This is a genomic window from Streptomyces sp. NPDC014656 (assembly GCF_043084305.1).
Lineage (GTDB): Bacteria > Actinomycetota > Actinomycetes > Streptomycetales > Streptomycetaceae > Streptomyces.
The window spans coordinates 344,329-361,184 of sequence record NZ_JBIBZN010000001.1; the positions used below are offsets into that span (position 1 = coordinate 344,329).

Below are 16,856 nucleotides of genomic sequence, written 5' to 3' on the forward strand. Positions count from 1 at the left end.
GGGACGGCCGGGCGGCCGGCCGGGGACGCGCGTCAGACGGGCGGCATCAGATCGCTCCCGCTGACGGTGTACGCCAGCGGCGGGTAGACGAAGTCGGTGCCCTCGTTCTCCAGGCGCCGCAGCCGGTAGAACGCGCGGCTCTGTTCCTCGTCGGCCAGGGCGAGGCGAGCGCCCCCCGGGAGGTGCGCGGCTCCGTCGCGGAACCGCAGGAGGGTCTTCGAGGTGCGGAAGGTGACCCCCAGCCACCGGTTGTCCGCCACCGGGCCGGGCGCGTCGAGGACGATCCGGTGCCTGAGCCGCCGGTTCGCGGCGACCGAGAACGCGACGACCCCGTGGTGGACGAGGGGGACCTCGTACCTCTCGCCGTCCGGCTCCTTCGACGCGAACACCAGCTTCCTGGGCGGGCCCGCGTCGGGGTGCTCGTAGCAGGAGAAGACGGCGATGAACGACCCCTCGGCCAGGTCGAGGGCCTGGTCGGAGTGGGCGCCCATGGTCCGGTAGGCGTTCGTGTACGTCTCGGCGAGGGCGTTGTCGAACGCGACCGGAAGCCCCGCGCGCTCCCGGACCCGCCGGGCCAGCCGTTCGTGCACGGCCCGGAACCGCTGTGCCGGGCGGGCGTACCGCGTGGTCGTCCGTACGAGCGGCACCCCGCCCGACTCGTCGACCCGGGTGAGCACGGCGCCCCGCCGGCCCTTCCCCACGTCCTCCCAGCCGGTCGCCGCGGACAGCTCCGCGAAGAGGTCCTCCTCCTCCGGCACCGCGCACGAGAGGACCAGGTCCGGGATCCTAGGCGCGGGGGGCACGGTAGTCCCCCGTGTTCATGCTGAAGAGGAACCTGCCGCCGTAGTCGACGGGGGACGAGGTCCTGTTCTCCTCGGCGTACAGCCCGCGCAGTTCCTCCATCCCGTCCGGCGTGGGCGCCTCCAGCTCCACCACGTCGCCGTCCCGCTTGAGGAAGGTGCGCCCGTCCCGGTGCACGGCCTCGGTGCCCGAGCAGCGCACCACGTAGCCCAGGCGGGTCGGGAGCAGCTCCGCGGCCAGCCCCGAGGGCCGGATCTCGTGCGTGTACAGGCGGTTGGTGGACAGCGGCATGAAGAAGACGGAGCCGGGGTGGAGCGTCACGGTGAACCGCGCGGGGAGCGGGCCCCCTTCGCTCTCCCGGCCGTCCTCCCGGTCGCCCCCGCGGGCGGCCGTCTCCTTGAGGCGGAAGTGGAGCCGGGTCAGCCCGCTGGTCCCCTTCACGCCGAGGTCGAAGGGGTCGCCGGCCAGCGGGCTCAGTCCGTCGAGCCCGTCGTAGAAGGTGCAGAAGGCCATGACGCCGTTGACGGGCATGTCCTTGGTCTTGTCGGCGTGGGCCGAGATCCTGGCCTTGGACTGCTTGCGCTCCGCCGTGGCCCGGGTGTTGTGGTAGACCTGCGCGAGGACGTGGTTGAGCGGTGCGTGGCCCCGGAAGACGGCGTCCGCCTCGCGGTTCAGCTCCCCGACGACCTCCGTGTCGGTCGGGCCGAAGCCCTCGGTCGGCCCCGAGAGGTTCGTGGAGCACCGGAGCAGCCGGAAGTGCAGCGCGTCGCCGTCCCGCGTGACGGGCGTCAGGTAGATCCCGCTGCGGTGCGCGGTGCCGGGCTTGGTGGACTCCGTGAGGGACTGGAACTCGTGCTCCGCGCGGATCCGTCCGTAGTGACCGTCCCCGGGCTCGAAGAAGCGGCGGTAGTGCACGCCGACGCCGTGCACCCGCAGGGGGACCCGGCCGAGTCCGACGGGGGTCCAGGACGGGCCGGCGCCCCCGGCGGAACCCCGCCCCCGGGAGAGCTCCCTGACGACGAACACCCGCTCGGCGGCGCGCAGCCGCCCCGCGTCGATCCGGGAGAGGTCCCCGCACAGGTAGACGGTCCTCCCCGCGAGGTCGGGCGCGCCGGAGGAGAGCCGTTCCGGCGTCATGACGACCCCGGCGAACTCCCCGCCCAGGCCGCCGTCCCGCACCGCCGAGGGCGCGACCAGGACGCTCCCCGCGGCCTCGATGCGGGCTTCTGCCGGCTCTGTCGTGTACATCAGCGGTACCCGTCCTTCGCGGAGGGATGGTGGTGGACTGCGCGGAGCGCCGATGCTCTCACGGGCCCCGGGGGCGGACAACGGACTTCCGGGGCGACGGCCGGCGGCCCGCCGGGCTCCGTCCCCCGCACCCGCCGGCGGACTCCGCACGGATGGCCGGTTCCGGTCTTACCGACGGTTACGGCCGCCTCCGGCCCTGGCCGCCTCCGGCCCCCGGACGGGCCCCGGCCCGACCTCGTACGGGACCCACCCGGAGGTGTTCACGCTCCGTGACGGCCGGGGTCATGACGGCCGGATCCGACCCCCTTCGAGGGATTCCGGTCGCGGGCGCGGCGGAGACGTTTCCGCAGAGAAGGGAGGTCAATTGGCGCCTCCGCCCTCTTTCGCACGATTCCGTTCCCGGCAACTCCCGCGCCACGATGGCGACTTTCGGCCAATCGATCTCGGCCTGTCGGACGGATGGCAATAGCAGACTTCGCAGGTCTACGGGCAAGTTTGCCAACTGCGCACCGCACATGAACGGTTGACGACTACAGTGTGTGGTCGGTGATCATCGGTAGGCTCATCGCACCTGCCGTCCCCTCCCCCCAGCCCACGAGTCCCCCCAAGTACCCCTCAGTACGCCGATTTCCCGGGCACGTACCAAGGACACCCATGTCACAACTTCGCGCACCCTCCCCGCGGTCCGACCGCCGCGAGGGCGGGCGGCACGGCCGTTCGGGCGCCCGCACCACGACCACCGGCACCGGCCCGGCCAGGGCCGCGACGGCCGCTCCCGCCGAAGTCCGCATACGGCCCCAGCTGTTGCGCACCTCGGTCCTCCCCGCCGTCGCGGTCGCCCTCGGCGGCGCCGCCGCCGTCCTCTTCACCCTCCGCTCGACCGGCACCACCCCCACCCCCGGGCTGTGGGCCGCGCTCACCGGAGCCGCCGCACTCGCCATCGCCTCGGTGACCGCCGCGGCACTCGGCGCCGACCGCGCCGCCCGGGCCGTCCTCGACCGCGTCGCCGCGCTGCGCCGCGACGCCGCCCAGGACCAGGGCGAGCTGCGCACGCTCGTCGAACAGCTGCGCCGCGGCGAGGACCCGGCCCCCCGGCCCGCCCTCCCCGACGCCACCGGAGGCGACGAGTTCGACCGGCTCGGCGCCGAACTGACCCGCTCCCACGAGGCCGCCGTCGCCGCCGTGGTCCAGGCCTCCCGGCTCTCCAGCAGCGTCGGCAACGAGCAGAAGGTCGAGGTCTTCGTGAACCTCGCCCGCCGGCTCCAGTCCCTCGTCCACCGCGAGATCCAGCTCCTCGACGAGCTGGAGAACGAGGTCGAGGACCCCGACCTGCTCAAGGGCCTCTTCCAGGTCGACCACCTGGCCACCCGCATCCGCCGCCACGCCGAGAACCTCGCCGTCCTCGGCGGCGCGATCTCCCGCCGCCAGTGGTCCAACCCGGTCACCATGACCGAGGTCCTCCGCTCCTCCATCGCCGAGGTCGAGCAGTACCCCCGGGTCAAGCTCGTCCCGCCGATCGACGGCACCCTGCGCGGCCACGCCGTCGCCGACGTCATCCACCTCCTCGCCGAACTCGTCGAGAACGCCACGGTGTTCTCCGCGCCGCACACCACCGTGCTGCTGCGCGCCCAGTACGTCACCGCCGGCCTCGCCATCGAGGTCGAGGACCGCGGACTCGGCATGCCCGTCGGCGAGCAGAACAAGATGAACGCCCTGCTCGCCGACCCCGACCAGGTCAACGTCGCCCACCTGCTCCAGGACGGCCGGATCGGCCTCTTCGTCGTCTCCGCGCTGGCCCGGCGCCACGGCATCGCCGTCCGCCTCCAGTCGAACATCTACGGCGGCATCCAGGCCGTCCTCGTCCTCCCGCAGGGCCTCCTCGGCGCCGATCCGGAGGGCCTCGCCCAGCACGAGCGGCAGACCGCCGCGGTCACCGGCTCCACCCCGCTGCCGCCCCAGCAGCCGCAGCCCCCCCAGCAGCCCCAGGTACCGGTGCAGCACGACCGGCCGCAGCACCCCCTAAGCGGCACCCCCTCCGCCCCGCTGCCGCCGGCCGGGACCCCGGCCCCCGCGCCCGTACCGGCGGAGGCCCCGGCCCCCGCCGCGTACCCCTACCAGCCCCCCGCCCCCGCGGCGCCGGCCGCGTCCCCCGCGCCCGCCGCCCGGCCGGAGGGCCCCGCCGCCCCGAACCCCTTCGTCCCCTCCCGCACCGGAGCGGCGAACGGGTACGCGGAGCACGGCACCGCCGCGACCGGCTACGGCTCCGCCGTGCCGCCGGTCCCGCCGGCGCCCCGCGCGGAGGCGCCCGGCCGGCCCGACCTGCCCAAGCGGCGCGCCCAGGAACACCTCGTCCCGCAGCTGCGCGACGAGCCGCAGGCCCGGCCCGCCGAGGAGCACGCCCTGCACGACCCCGGCCTGATGGCCGCGTTCCAGCGTGGGATCGGCCTGGCCGAATCCCAGCCCACCCCCCAGGAGTCGCTGCGTCACGGCGACGCGCACAAGGAGTAGATACACGATGGCGAGCAATGTGCCGACCGGCCATTCCTCGGATCTGGACTGGCTGCTGAGCGGTCTGGTCCAGCGGGTCCCGTACACCCGCAGCGCGGTTTTGCTCTCCTCCGACGGGCTGGTGAAATCCGTCCACGGGCTCGACCCCGACGCGGCCGACCACATGGCGGCCCTCGCCTCCGGGCTCTACTCGCTCGGCCGCAGCGCCGGCGTCCGGTTCGGCGACGGCGGCGAGGTCCGGCAGGTCGTCGTGGAGCTCGACTCCACCCTGCTCTTCGTCTCCACCGCCGGATCCGGCACCTGCCTGGCCGTCCTCGCCGGCCGCGAGGCCGACGCCGCCGTCCTCGGCTACGAGATGGCGATGCTGGTCAAGAGCGTCCGCCCGTACCTGGTGACGCCCGCCCGGCAGGCGGCCGCAGCGGCGGGTGGCGCCGGTCAGTGAGCGCGTCTCCTCCGCAGGAAGGGCCCTGGCTCGACGACGCGGCCGGCCGGCTGATCCGCCCCTACACCGTGAGCGGCGGACGGACCAAGCCCACCACCTCGCTCGACCTGCTCTCCCTGGTGATGGCGACCGGCTCCGCCCCGCAGCCCCACATGGGCCCCGAGCACGGCCTGGCCCTCAGGCTGTGCGACGGGCCCACCTCGGTGGCCGAGGTCGCGGCGCACTTAAGGCTCCCGGCCGTCGTCACCAAGGTCCTCCTCTCCGACCTCGTGGACTGCGGGGCCCTCACCGCGCGCGCCCCGCGCTTCCACGCCAACCCATCCGACCGTTCCTTGCTGGAGGCAGTGCTCGATGGCCTACGACAGCGGCTCTGAACGCCATGACGGTTTCGCTGCCGACCCCTTCCCCACCGCGCTGAAGATCCTCGTGGCGGGCGGTTTCGGCGTGGGAAAGACGACCTTCGTCGGAGCGGTCAGCGAGATCGAACCGCTCAGCACGGAGGAGCTGCTGACCTCGGTCAGCGCCGCCACCGACAGCCTGGAGGGCGTGGAGTCCAAGTCCACGACCACCGTGGCCATGGACTTCGGCCGGATCACCCTCGACGACCGCAACGTCCTCTACCTCTTCGGCACCCCGGGCCAGGAGCGGTTCTGGTTCATGTGGGACGAGCTGTCCGAGGGCGCGCTCGGCGCGGTCGTCCTCGCCGACACCCGCCGCCTCCAGGAGTGCTTCTCCGCCATCGACTTCTTCGAGCGGCGCGGCATCGCCTTCGTGGTGGCGATCAACGAGTTCGACGGCGCCTTCCGCTACGACCCGGACGAGGTCCGGCAGGCCCTCGACCTCGACCCGGCGGTGCCGATCGTCCTCTGCGACGCCCGGATCTCCAGCTCCGCCATCAGCACGCTGCTGACCCTCGTCCAGCACCTCCTCAACTCGACCCCGGCCAGCGAGCCGAGCTTCGGAGTCACGCCATGACCTACGACCCGACCGGTCACCTCCTCCTGACCCCCATCGACAAGGAAGCCCCGGACCGGGTCCGGCGGCTGCGCGAACTCGGTCTCGGGGAGCGCCCGGAGCCGGCCTTCGACGAGTTCGCGCAGCGGCTCGCCGAGGTGACCGGAGCCCCGTTCTCGATGGTCAACTTCATCGACGAGAACCGGCAGTTCTTCGCTGGCCTGCACACCCCGGGCGGCTCCCACTCGGGCAGCGACCTCGGCGCGGCGGCGGCCGGCGCGGGCGGCGTCGGCCGCTTCATGGCGCGCGACCACGGCTACTGCCCGCACGTCGTGGTCCGGCGCAAGGCGCTCGTCCTGGAGGACGTCTGCGACTACCCGCGCTTCGCGGGCAACCCGGTCGTCGACGAGATCGGCATCCGCTCCTACATGGGCGCGCCGCTGATCGACCGCACCGGCGTGGCGCTCGGCACGATCTGCGTGGTCGACACCGACGTCCGGCCGTGGGGCCGGTCCGGCCTGGAGACCATCAAGGCGATGGCGGCGGAGCTGGTCGAGCAGATCCACCGCCGCGAGGACGGCGTGTTCTGACCCGGGACGGCGCGGTGGTGAGGGCCCGTACGGCACGCCGTACGGGCCCTCACCCGTCCGTCACGCGGGGGCGGCCGCCGGCTCCGGGGTGCGGACCAGGTCGGAGAGGCGCTCCGACCAGCTGCCCTTGTCCTGGCCGAGGGCGACCTCGCCCAGCCGGAGGAGCTGGATGTCGGAGGTGCCGGCCGGCGCGAAGATGTGGTGCGCGTCGCGGAGGTAGCGCTCGATGGAGCGGTCGGTGAAGAGGCCGGCGGCGGCGTGGATCTCCATGGCGTTGCGGCCGGAGTCGATGGCCGACTCGACGTTCACCAGCTTGGCGTTCATCAGCTCGGTGTCGCAGGAGAGACCCTGGTCGAGCAGGTGCACCGCGTGGTACGCGGCGAGCCGGGCGGTCATCAGCCGGGACTGCATCTGGCCCAGCTTGAGCTTCACCGTCGGCAGCTCGGAGAGCGGCTTGCCGTAGCGGATCCGCTCGGTGGCGAAGCGGGTGGTCTCCTCCAGGATCGCCGTGTGGATGCCGAGCGAGACGGCGGTGAGGTTGGCCCGCCCGTACAGCACGCTGGAGGAGTACGCGACGGACAGGCCGTCGCCCTCGTCGCCCAGCCGGTTGGCGGCCGGCACCCGGCAGTCCTCGAAGATCAGCTCGCCGAAGCTGAAGCCGTGCAGCCCCATGGCGGGCTGCTGCGGGCCGAGCCGGAAGCCCGGGCGGTCGGCTTCGACGAGGAAGGCGGTGAGCCCCTTCGATCCGGGGCCGGTCCTGACCACCACGCCGTGCAGGTCGCCGACGTGGCTGTTGCCGACGTAGACCTTGCTGCCGTTGAGGACGTAGTCGTCGCCGTCCCGGACCGCGCTCGCCTCCATGCCCAGCACGTGTCCGCCGGACTCCGGTTCGGTCACCGCGATCGTCGGCAGGCACTCGCCCGAGGCGACCTTCGGCAGCCAGGTCTTGCGCTGGGCGTCGGAACCGAAGTGGACGATCTTGGCGGTGCCCAGCTGGGAGGCCTGGACCATGGCGCCCATGGCGCCGCTGACCCGGGACAGCTCCTCGATGATGATCGTCTTGGCCAGGTGCCCCGCGCCCATGCCGCCGTACTCGGGGCTGATCGTCGCGCCCAGCCAGCCCTGCTCGGCGATCCGGCGGGACAGCTCGTGGTGCACCGTCCGGGAGGCCTCCATCTCCTCGATGCGGGGCCTCACCTCCCGTTCCGCGAAGCCGCGGACCGTCTCCCGGAGCCGATGATGGAGCCTGCTGCTGAAATAGCTGTCCATACGAGTACCTCCCCTGCGAAGCGCCTGCCCGGCGTGATCCGGGCAGGTGGTGCATCGGCGGTGGTCCCGTCCCGAACAGGCCGACCCGTTCATGGTGTTGATCTTTCCGTGATGGATCAATATTGCCCCGGTCTTTGTCCGAAACAGGTGCTGTTGACGATCGCTTCCGACTATGTTTTGGGTGATCCGGAGCCACATCGTCCGCCGGAAGGCCCTCGGGGAGGGTCGTCTTTCCGCCACATGCCGCTGGCATATGACATCCGCTGGGCCGCCGCCCGGAGTGACCCCCGCAAAGCGGTTCGTGACCACCGGGGGAAGTGCGGTATGGTTCTCTTGCACGTCGGGCCGGGGGAAACCCCAGGTCAGACAGGTAACGGGACGTGGCGCAGCTTGGTAGCGCACTTGACTGGGGGTCAAGGGGTCGCAGGTTCAAATCCTGTCGTCCCGACTTTTCGAAGTCGTGGTCCGAGGGGCCGTTTCAGATTCGTCTGGGACGGCCCCTCGGTCGTTTTCGGGGGCCGTCCGAGGCCGTCCCGGGCCGCCCCGGCCCGACGCCTGCTCGGCGGGGTCGCGGGATCATCACGCTCCCGGCCCCGGAACGCCGTCGGGGCCGGGGCGCGGCGCGGGCGACCGGCTCACGGTCCGCGCCACACGTTGGCGAAGGCCGTGTTCTCGATGGTCCGCCGCCGGCGCACCGCCTCCAGCTCCATCACCGCGTCGTGGACGGCGGCCACCACGCTCGTCACCGCCTCGTCGTCGAAACCGGGCTCCTCCTCGCGCACCTCGCCGCCGATGCCCACGGCCGAGGCGAGGGCGGCCAGGACGGGCTCCCCCTCCTCCCGGCGGCCGACCGCCCGGCGGAAGGCCGGCGTGTCGGCCGGCTCCACCCGTTCCGGGCCGAAGGGCAGCCGGCCGCTCCGCCTCCGCCTCAGCTCGCCGTCCTCCTCGAGCGCGGTCCGGTAGGCGGCCGAAAGGTCCCGGCCCCGGCGCCACAGCCAGTCCTCGACCCGCTCGTAGGGCGGCTGCCGGACGAGTGCCGCCCCGGCCCCGGCCAGAAGCCGGTCGTCCGGCCCCGACGGCGCGCCCGGCACGATGCGGTCGCCGTCCACGCCGGCGGCCCCCGCGCCGACGAGGTCGATCAGCTCGGCTCCCGCGAGCGCCAGTGACAGGTCGCCCTGCCCCACGTCGGGCCCCGGCCCCGGATCCACCGAGATGAGGAACAGGTCTTTCGCCGTGCTCATGAACGGCTCCCCTCGCAGACGTCGACGGGGCGGACCCCACCGGCCGGTCCCGCGACCGGCGCGACGGCGGGGCGCCCACCCGGTCAGTATCGCCTCCACCGGGGCTGCGGAACGAGGCCACCGTGCTCACCCGGCCCGGCCGCCTGCGGCCGGACACCGACCGCCGGCCGCCTCAAGGCCGGAGCCCGGCGCGTTCGAGCGCGACCGCGCTGAGGTCGGTGATGGCCCGCTGGTCCCCCCGGCGCCAGGCGTCGGCCCATCCGCCGGGCGGCACCGGGAGCCCGTCCAGCGCGCCCGGAGGCCCGGTGAGGGCGCGCAGGGCGAGCAGATCGGCGCCCCCGGGAGCCCCGGCGAGACGGCGCAGGGTGCTGCTCCGGCGGACCCAGAGCAGGCGCGGCGGGAGCCACAGCAGCAGGACGAAGAGCACCGGGACGACGATGAGGGCGGCCGTGACGACATCGGCGACCTGGCCGACGGTCTCCTGGAACGACGCGCCCGCGTCGGCGAACCCCGAACCGGCGTCGGCCGCGGACCGCAGCGGCTTCTCCAGGAGGTCACCGACGAGCGGCACGTCCGACGCCGCGTCCCCCGCCCGGTCGAGCTCCCTGGCGAGGCCGTCGCCGGAACTCTCCACCTTCCGCCCCGGTTCGGCCAGCAGCGTGATCGCCCCGCCGACGGCGAGGGCCCCCCACACCGCCGCGGCGATCAGGGCCACGGCGACCAGGTCCACGAGCACCTGGCGGCTCCGCCGTGCGGGCGTCTGGGCGTAGAAGCGCAACGGAGGGCTCCGTTCGAGTCGTGGCGGCGGGAAAGTCCGGCCGCCCCCACCGCGCCCCGGCCGACCGGTGGTCGGAATCAGCTCTTCCACCGCTTCTCACGGTCAAACGTCCGCACCACGAGGGGCCGTGCCCCCGCGTGCGCCACCCGGACACCGGACCTTGAGGGTCCGGGAACGGACGCCTCGTGGTCGTGAAGCACCCTCCGCCGCGGTCCGCGGCGGAGGGGGTCAGGGCTTCGGGACGGTGTTGACGTAGGCGGTGCCGGCGCCGTGGAAGCCGTCCACCGCCTTCTGGACGTCCGCCCGGGAGAGGGCCTCGTCGGCCTTGTGGTAGACCCAGTCGACCTTCATGTCCCAGGTGCGCGGGCCGCCGGTGAAGGGGAGGTCGATGAGCCAGTTGCTGAAGTGGATGTCCATCCGCTCGCGCGGGACGTACTTGCCGGAGCTGGTGAACAGCTTCTCGCCGTCCAGGGAGTAGGTGACCTTCCCGTCCATGGCGGTGATCACCATGGTGTGCCAGCCCCCGAGGCGCCGCTGGAGGGTCTTGTGGACCCGGTCCGGCGGGTCTGCCTTGTACCAGCTGACGTTGTCGAGCCGCGGACCCACCGAACCCCAGCCGCCGTTCGGCAGGTACTCGAAGTCGAGTTCGCTGTAGTTCTCCGAGGAGTCCGAGGGGGAGATCGGGAAGAAGGTCTGGACGACGTGGTCGCCGTCGCGGCCGCTCGTGGGGTCGTCGCTGAGGTGGACCCGGGCGGCGAAGGTCCCCGTGAAGAAGTTCCGGCCCGTGGTGTGGACCTCGGTCTGCGTGGTGCCCCGCGCGGTGCCGTCGGTGGAGGAGCGCAGCCGCAGGACCTTGCCCCCCTCGGCCGCCGGGTCGGCGGGGAAGGCGGCGCCGTCGGCGCTCCAGGTGTCCTTGATCCCCGGGCCGCCCCCGCCGGTACGGATCTCCCAGCCGTGCGCGGCGAGGGAGGGGTCGTCGGCGCCGGTGTAGTCGAAGTCGTCGAACAGGGTGCCGGGCGGTCCGGTGGGCGTGGGCGAGGCGTCCCGCGCGGGCCCCGCGGCGTCGGTGTCCCCGCCGGCCACGGGGTCGGCGGCACACGCGGCGAGTGCGCACAGGAGGACGGGCAGCGTGAGCGCCGTCCACGCGCGGCGACGAGGGGTGCGGCGGGGCTGGCTCACGCGGGCTCCTCGGGGAGTGGGGCGATGGCTGGGCGCGCCCCTCGGAGGGGGCCGCACGCTGATCACGGGAATGGAGGCGTCATCCTAGCGAAGGGTTTCGGCCATCCCGCCGTGTGTGCCGGAGCCGGCCGGCCGGCAGCCGGGAGGTGTCCGCCGACATACCGATCCGGTTACGACATTCGATCGGATCATGTCAAAACCGGATATCGCGCACCAATCGCCCGGCGGGATTCGATACGGTCCGCTCTACGCTTCAGCCGTTTACATCCCTGCACAAAAAGGCCACACGAGATGCGCCGAGCCTCCACATCCTTCGGGCGTGAACCGGCGTACCCGGCACCACCCGGCGTGGCCGAATCCAGCCCCCAGGAGCCCGTTCCGGCACCGGTGTTCGTCGACCAGTCGGGTCTGCGCAGCCGCCTGTTCCGCCGCCTCGGCTGGCCGGTCTCCGTGGTCGGCGCGATCCTGGCGGCCGCCATGGGCGGCAGCCTGATCGGCATGCAGTCCGACGCGCCGGCGATGGAGATTCCGCCGAAGCCCGCGTACCTGCCCACCAGCGGACCCCTGCCTCCCTTCTGGCCCTAGAGGGCGCGGTCCGCGAGACCCGACCGAGAAGTCCGGCCCCGCGCCGAACCCCGCGACGCCCCACGGCGCGCCGCGACCGCCGTGCCGCCCGGAGCGGCGCCCGCGGGCCGGCCGGGCCCGCCTGATCGTCCGCACCACCCATCTCCAGGAGCGCCCTTGTCCCGCCACCAGCGCCGCCGGCAGTCCCTGCTGAGACCGCGCCGACTGGCCGCGCCGCCGCTGCGCTTCTTCATGCCGCTGTCCCTGCTGGCCTGCCTGCTCGCGCTCCTCGTCCTCCGCGGCCTCGCCACCAACGAGGCGTTCCACGACACCCGGATCGCGACCTCGGTCGACAAGACGACCGTGCCGGAGACCCTGCTCAAGGGCGGGCCGATCATCGACGCGCGCGGCGACAGGAACGAGCACCCGGTGAGCTACCGGGTCCCCGACCGCACCGTGGTCCTGAGCTTCGACGACGGCCCCTCGCCGGAGTGGACCCCGAAGATCCTGGACGTGCTCGCGGCCCGCGACATCCACGCGGTCTTCTTCGTGACCGGCGCGATGACCACGCGCCACCCGGAGCTCATCCGGCAGATCGTCGCGGGCGGCCACGAGATCGGCGTGCACACCTTCACCCACCCCGATCTGGCGTACCAGTCCGAGGCCCGGATCAGCTGGGAGCTGGCGCAGACGCAGCTGGCGCTGGCCGGCGTCGCGGGCGTCCACAGCGCGCTGTTCCGCCCGCCGTACTCCTCCGAGGCCTCGGCGCTCGACGACTGGAACTACCCGGTCATCAAGTACGTGGGTTCCCGCGGCTACCTCACCGCGTTCATCGACCGCGACACCGACGACTGGAAGCATCCCGGCGTCGACGCGATCGTCGAGGCGGCGATGCCGCGCAAGCCCGGCGCGGGCGCGCTGGTCCTGCTGCACGACGCGGGCGGCGACCGCACCGAGACCCTCGCCGCGCTCGAGAAGATCATCGACAGGCTGCAGGGCGAGGGCTACCGCTTCGCCACCGTCTCCGAGGCGCTCGGCGCCACCGACGCCACCGTGCCGGTGGACGGCTACCGGCTGTGGGCGGGCAAGGGGTTCATCTGGGCCAGCCAGGCCGCCGTGCTCACCCTGCCGGTGCTGGTCGCGCTGCTGGCCGTCGTCGGCTTCCTCAACTTCGGACGGTTCGCGCTGATGCTCGTCCTCGCGCCCCTCCACGCCCGGCGCTCCCGGCGGCGGGACGCGTGGGGACCGCCCGTCACCGAGCCGGTGACCGTCCTCGTCCCGGCCTACAACGAACGCGAGTGCATCGCGAACACCCTCAACTCGCTGGCCGCCAGTGACTACCCGATCGAGGTCATCGTCGTCGACGACGGCTCCACGGACGGCACGGCGGACATCGTCGAGGCGATGGCCCTGCCCTTCGTCCGGCTGATCCGCCAGCCCAACGGCGGCAAGTCCAGCGCGCTCAACACCGGCATCGCGGCCGCGTCGTACGACATCGTCGTGATGATGGACGGCGACACCGTCTTCGAGCCGTCCACCGTGCGCGAGCTGGTCCAGCCCTTCGGCGACCGGACGATCGGCGCGGTCGCGGGCAACGCCAAGGTCGGCAACCGCGAGAGCCTGATCGGAGCCTGGCAGCACATCGAGTACGTCCTCGGCCACAACCTGGACCGCCGGATGTACGACATGCTCAACGTCATCCCGACCATCCCCGGCGCGGTCGGCGCCTTCCGCAAGGAGGCCCTGCGGCGGGTCGGCGGGATGAGCGACGACACCCTCGCCGAGGACACCGACATCACCATGGCGGTGCTCTGCGACGGCTGGCGGATCGTCTACGCCGAGCGCGCCCGCGCCTGGACCGAGGCCCCCGCCAGCCTCCAGCAGCTCTGGTCCCAGCGGTACCGCTGGAGCTACGGCAGCATGCAGGCGATGTGGAAGCACCGCCGCGCCGTGACCTCCCGCGGCCCGGCCGGACGCTTCGGCCGGCTCGGACTGCCGCTCGTCGTGATGTTCGGCGTGGTCGCCCCGCTGCTCGCGCCGCTGGTCGACATGTTCCTGCTGTACGGCGTGCTGTTCGCGGACGCCCCGATCACCCTCGCCGGCTGGGGCGGCTTCATCCTGCTCCAGGCCGCGCTGTCCTGGTACGCCTTCCGGCTCGACGGCGAGAAGCCCCTGCACCTCATCAGCCTGCCGATCCAGCAGGTGGTCTACCGGCAGCTGATGTACATCGTCCTGCTGCAGTCCGTGATCACGGCGCTGACCGGCGGCCGGCTGCGCTGGCAGAAGCTCCGGCGCACCGGCGAGGTCGCCGCACCGGTGGAGGCCTGACCATGACCGCGTCCTTCGAATCCGTGGGCACCCACGAGACCCTCCGGCTGCGCGTCCCCGCCGCCCCCCGACGGGAACCGGCGCACGATCCGGAGCCGGACCCCACGGCACCGGCCAGGGCCAAGGGCGGCCGGGACCGCTACTTCGACCTGCTGCGCGCCCTGGCGCTGGTCCGCGTGGTGGTCTACCACAACTTCGGCTGGTTCTGGCTGCCCGTCGTCTTCCCGTCGATGGGCGTGATGTTCGCGCTGGCCGGGCTGCTGATGGCCCGTTCCCTCAGCCGGCCCGCCCTCGGCGTCATCCGGGGCCGCCTGCGCCGGCTGCTGCCGCCGATGTGGCTGTTCGGCGCGATCCTGCTCACCGCCCAGATCCTCGACGGCGACGGGCCCGACGCCGAGGGGCACCCCGACTGGTGGTGGGGCAAGCTGCTCTTCTGGATCCTGCCGCTGAGCACCCCTCCGTACGCCGAGGCCCTGAACGGCTTCGACCACCTCGTGGGGCAGGGCTGGGCGGTGCAGGTCATCGTCCCGCTCTGGTACCTCCGCGCGTACCTCTGGTTCGTCCTGCTGTCACCGCTGATGCTGTGGGCGCTGCGGCGGATGCCGGTGGTGACGCTGTGCGCGCCGCTCGGCCTGGTGATCGTCATGCACACGTTCTTCATCGACCAGGAGTTCCTCTACGGCCGCGTCTGGGAGAACACCAGCGACTTCGCCACCTTCGGCTCCTGCTGGATCCTCGGCATGGCCCACCAGGAGGGCCTGCTCAGGAAGATCCCGCGGTACGTCGTGCCGTCCGTGGCGCCGCTGATCATGGTGGCCGGCTGGTGGTACCTCCAGACCCGGCCGGTCGATCCGACCGTGCACACCGACATCGAGAGCTGGCCGGTGGCCCAGGCCCTGTGGTCCTTCGGCTTCGTCGCCCTCCTGCTGCACGTCAGTCCCTCCTGGGAGCGGTGGCCCCGGCCGCTGGAACGCTGGAACGGCCTGATCAGCCTGCTCAACAGCCGTGCCGTCAGCGTCTACCTCTGGCACCAGGTCGCGCTGGTGGCCGCCATCCCCCTGATCGACCCCCTCTGGTCCGTCGGCTTCGTCTACGAGCACTTCCGGTGGCTGCTGGCCAGCCAGTGGTTCCCGCTGATGGTGGCGGTCCCCCTGATCGGACTGCTGGTGCTGGTCTTCGGCTGGGTCGAGGACGTGGCCGCGAAACGCTCCCCGCGGCTCTTCCCGTACCCGCGCCGCGTGCGGGGCAGGCGCCGGGCCGGCGCCTGACGCGGGTTCACCCCCTGCCGTCCCGGCCCGTGAGGACGGGGCCGGGAGGGGCCAGGGGGTGGAGGGACCCGGCGGCCGCCGCCGCGACGGTCCGGGCCGTGAGGGCCAGGGCCGGGACGTCGAGCTTCCACTGCTGCCAGTACAGGGGCACGTCCAGGTGGCGGCCCGGCGCCAGTTCCGTGAGGGCGCCGGAGCGGAGCAGGGGCACGGCCTGGGGCTCGGGGACCAGGCCCCAGCCGAGGCCCGCGGTGACGGCGTCGCAGAAGCCCTCCGACGTGGGCACGAGGTGCCGGAGCCCGCTCGCGCCCGGCGTGCCGGACGCGAGGGCGCGGACGAACCGGTCCTGGAGTTCGTCGCGCCGGTCGAAGGCGATCACCGGCGCGTCCGGCAGGAGGCGCTCCAGCGGCCCGCCCGACAGGTGCCGGGCCGCGAACGGCGGGCTCGCCACCGGCAGGTACCGCGCCAGGCCCAGGGGCCGCGCGGTGCAGCCCGCGACCGGCTCCGCCGAGGACGTCACCGCCGCCATCACCTGTCCGTCGCGCAGCAGGGCCGCCGTGTGCGCCTCGTCCTCGCGGTGCAGCTCGAAACAGACCGGAGGGTCCTGCGGCACCCGGGTCAGGGCCGGCAGGAACCAGGTGGCCAGGGAGTCCGCGTTCACCGCGATGGGCAGCCGGGCCGGGCCGGACCCTCCCGCGATGCCCAGCTCCGTCAGCGCGTCCCGCTCCAGCGCGGCCAGCCGGCGCGCGTACCGCACCACCACCTGCCCGGACTCCGTCGGCCGGACCGGCTTGGTGCGGGTGAGCAGGACCCGCCCGGTGCGCCGCTCCAGCGTCTTGACGCGCTGGCTGACGGCGGAGGGCGTCACGTGCAGGGCCGCGGCGGCGGCGTCGAAGGTGCCCCCGTCGACGACGGCGAGCAGCGTGCGGACCTGGTCGAAGGGCAGCTCGTCCATGCCCCCACCTTAAGCACGGCTTCATGTGGCTAAGGATCTTTAGGTGTACTGAAGACGGGTCCGGCTCGTAGCGTCGACGCATGAACAGCGGCATCATCCCGGCGGCCGTCGCCGGATTCGGCACGGGCCTGTCCCTCATCGTCGCCATCGGCGCGCAGAACGCCTTCGTCCTGCGCCAGGGCGCACGCCGGCAGGCCGTCCTCGCGGTGGTCGGCATCTGCGCGGCGTCCGACGCGCTCCTCATCGCCCTCGGCGTGGCCGGCCTCGGAGCCGTCGTCACCGCCTGGCCCGCCGGGCTGACCGCGGTCGGCCTCGCCGGCGGCGCCTTCCTGATCTGCTACGGGCTCCTGGCCGCCCGCCGCGCCCTGCGCCCCGCGGGGGAGGCGCTCGCGACGAAGGGCGCGGCGGCCGGTTCGGCGCGCACCGCCGTGCTGACCTGCCTGGCCATGACCTGGCTCAACCCGCACGTCTACCTGGACACCGTGCTGCTGCTCGGCTCCGTCGCCGCCGACCGGGGCTCGCTGCGCTGGGTCTTCGGCCTCGGCGCGATGCTGGCGAGCCTGACCTGGTTCACCGGCCTCGGCTACGGCGCCCGCCTCCTCGGCGGCGTCCTCTCCCGCCCCGCCGCCTGGCGCGTCCTGGACGCCCTCGTGGCCGCCACGATGCTCACGATGGGCGTCATGCTGCTGGCCCGTACCGTCTGATCCGCGGCGGCCGGACCGGGCCCGCGCCCC

General features: G+C 73.2%; 16 protein-coding genes and 1 tRNA gene. 10 read left to right on the forward strand and 7 right to left on the reverse strand.

Features of this window, described 5'->3' with window-relative positions; genetic code table 11:
* Positions 1-32: 32 nt before the first annotated feature.
* On the reverse strand, positions 33-803 hold the full coding sequence (locus ACF1ED_RS01660) for a hypothetical protein (RefSeq protein WP_391756376.1): 771 nt from the start codon (positions 801-803) through the stop codon (positions 33-35).
* Entirely contained in the window at positions 787-2,049 is a 1,263-nt protein-coding gene (locus ACF1ED_RS01665) for a hypothetical protein (protein WP_391756377.1), read from the reverse strand. The genes ACF1ED_RS01660 and ACF1ED_RS01665 overlap by 17 nt, the downstream gene beginning before the upstream one ends.
* A gap of 654 nt (positions 2,050-2,703) precedes the next feature.
* On the opposite strand from ACF1ED_RS01665, the gene ACF1ED_RS01670 reads away from it, so the two are divergent.
* From ACF1ED_RS01670 to ACF1ED_RS01690, 5 genes are read left to right on the forward strand one after another with little or no spacing between them, the layout of a single operon-like run.
* Entirely contained in the window at positions 2,704-4,557 is a 1,854-nt protein-coding gene (locus tag ACF1ED_RS01670) for a sensor histidine kinase (protein ID WP_391756378.1), read from the forward strand.
* 7 nt (positions 4,558-4,564) lie between these two features.
* A complete protein-coding gene (locus ACF1ED_RS01675) occupies positions 4,565-4,999 on the forward strand; it encodes a roadblock/LC7 domain-containing protein (RefSeq protein ID WP_351105369.1) in 435 nt (144 codons plus the stop codon).
* The gene (locus ACF1ED_RS01680) at positions 4,996-5,373 is read left to right on the forward strand and encodes a DUF742 domain-containing protein (RefSeq protein WP_351847471.1); all 378 of its coding nucleotides are present in this window, start codon (positions 4,996-4,998) and stop codon (positions 5,371-5,373) included. The genes ACF1ED_RS01675 and ACF1ED_RS01680 overlap by 4 nt, the downstream gene beginning before the upstream one ends.
* Positions 5,351-5,974: an ATP/GTP-binding protein gene (locus ACF1ED_RS01685; RefSeq protein ID WP_391756379.1), complete on the forward strand. Its 624-nt coding sequence runs from the start codon at positions 5,351-5,353 to the stop codon at positions 5,972-5,974. The genes ACF1ED_RS01680 and ACF1ED_RS01685 overlap by 23 nt, the downstream gene beginning before the upstream one ends.
* Positions 5,971-6,543 carry a GAF domain-containing protein gene (locus ACF1ED_RS01690; RefSeq protein WP_391756380.1) on the forward strand — a complete coding sequence of 191 codons (573 nt, stop codon included), beginning with the start codon at positions 5,971-5,973 and terminating at the stop codon, positions 6,541-6,543. The genes ACF1ED_RS01685 and ACF1ED_RS01690 overlap by 4 nt, the downstream gene beginning before the upstream one ends.
* Before the next feature lie 60 nt (positions 6,544-6,603).
* Here ACF1ED_RS01690 and ACF1ED_RS01695 read toward each other — a convergent pair whose 3' ends face one another.
* The gene (locus ACF1ED_RS01695; RefSeq protein ID WP_391756381.1) at positions 6,604-7,812 is read right to left on the reverse strand and encodes an acyl-CoA dehydrogenase family protein; all 1,209 of its coding nucleotides are present in this window, start codon (positions 7,810-7,812) and stop codon (positions 6,604-6,606) included.
* 374 nt (positions 7,813-8,186) lie between these two features.
* Between ACF1ED_RS01695 and ACF1ED_RS01700 the strand changes: the two genes are divergently transcribed.
* Positions 8,187-8,260: transfer RNA gene (locus ACF1ED_RS01700), tRNA-Pro, on the forward strand.
* A 187-nt stretch (positions 8,261-8,447) separates the two neighbouring features.
* Here the strand turns inward: ACF1ED_RS01700 and ACF1ED_RS01705 are convergent.
* From ACF1ED_RS01705 to ACF1ED_RS01715, 3 genes are all read right to left on the reverse strand, one after another.
* A complete protein-coding gene (locus ACF1ED_RS01705) occupies positions 8,448-9,053 on the reverse strand; it encodes a GPP34 family phosphoprotein (protein ID WP_391756382.1) in 606 nt (201 codons plus the stop codon).
* A 172-nt stretch (positions 9,054-9,225) separates the two neighbouring features.
* Positions 9,226-9,831, reverse strand: a complete 606-nt coding sequence (locus ACF1ED_RS01710; protein WP_391756383.1) for a hypothetical protein — start codon at positions 9,829-9,831, stop codon at positions 9,226-9,228.
* 228 nt (positions 9,832-10,059) lie between these two features.
* On the reverse strand, positions 10,060-11,010 hold the full coding sequence (locus ACF1ED_RS01715) for a glycoside hydrolase family 16 protein (protein ID WP_391756384.1): 951 nt from the start codon (positions 11,008-11,010) through the stop codon (positions 10,060-10,062).
* A 348-nt stretch (positions 11,011-11,358) separates the two neighbouring features.
* On the opposite strand from ACF1ED_RS01715, the gene ACF1ED_RS01720 reads away from it, so the two are divergent.
* The 3 genes from ACF1ED_RS01720 (at position 11,359) to ACF1ED_RS01730 (ending at position 15,170) form a co-directional block, all read left to right on the forward strand.
* The gene (locus ACF1ED_RS01720; protein ID WP_391756385.1) at positions 11,359-11,595 is read left to right on the forward strand and encodes a hypothetical protein; all 237 of its coding nucleotides are present in this window, start codon (positions 11,359-11,361) and stop codon (positions 11,593-11,595) included.
* A 231-nt stretch (positions 11,596-11,826) separates the two neighbouring features.
* Complete coding sequence (locus tag ACF1ED_RS01725; RefSeq protein ID WP_391756794.1) at positions 11,827-13,902, forward strand: bifunctional polysaccharide deacetylase/glycosyltransferase family 2 protein; 2,076 nt, start codon at positions 11,827-11,829, stop codon at positions 13,900-13,902.
* 2 nt (positions 13,903-13,904) lie between these two features.
* Positions 13,905-15,170, forward strand: a complete 1,266-nt coding sequence (locus ACF1ED_RS01730) for an acyltransferase (RefSeq protein WP_391756386.1) — start codon at positions 13,905-13,907, stop codon at positions 15,168-15,170.
* A gap of 7 nt (positions 15,171-15,177) precedes the next feature.
* Here the strand turns inward: ACF1ED_RS01730 and ACF1ED_RS01735 are convergent, their stop codons facing one another.
* Entirely contained in the window at positions 15,178-16,122 is a 945-nt protein-coding gene (locus tag ACF1ED_RS01735; protein ID WP_391756387.1) for a LysR family transcriptional regulator ArgP, read from the reverse strand.
* An 80-nt stretch (positions 16,123-16,202) separates the two neighbouring features.
* Between ACF1ED_RS01735 and ACF1ED_RS01740 the strand changes: the two genes are divergently transcribed.
* Positions 16,203-16,826: a LysE/ArgO family amino acid transporter gene (locus ACF1ED_RS01740; RefSeq protein WP_391756388.1), complete on the forward strand. Its 624-nt coding sequence runs from the start codon at positions 16,203-16,205 to the stop codon at positions 16,824-16,826.
* The last annotated feature ends 30 nt before the right edge of the window (positions 16,827-16,856 follow it).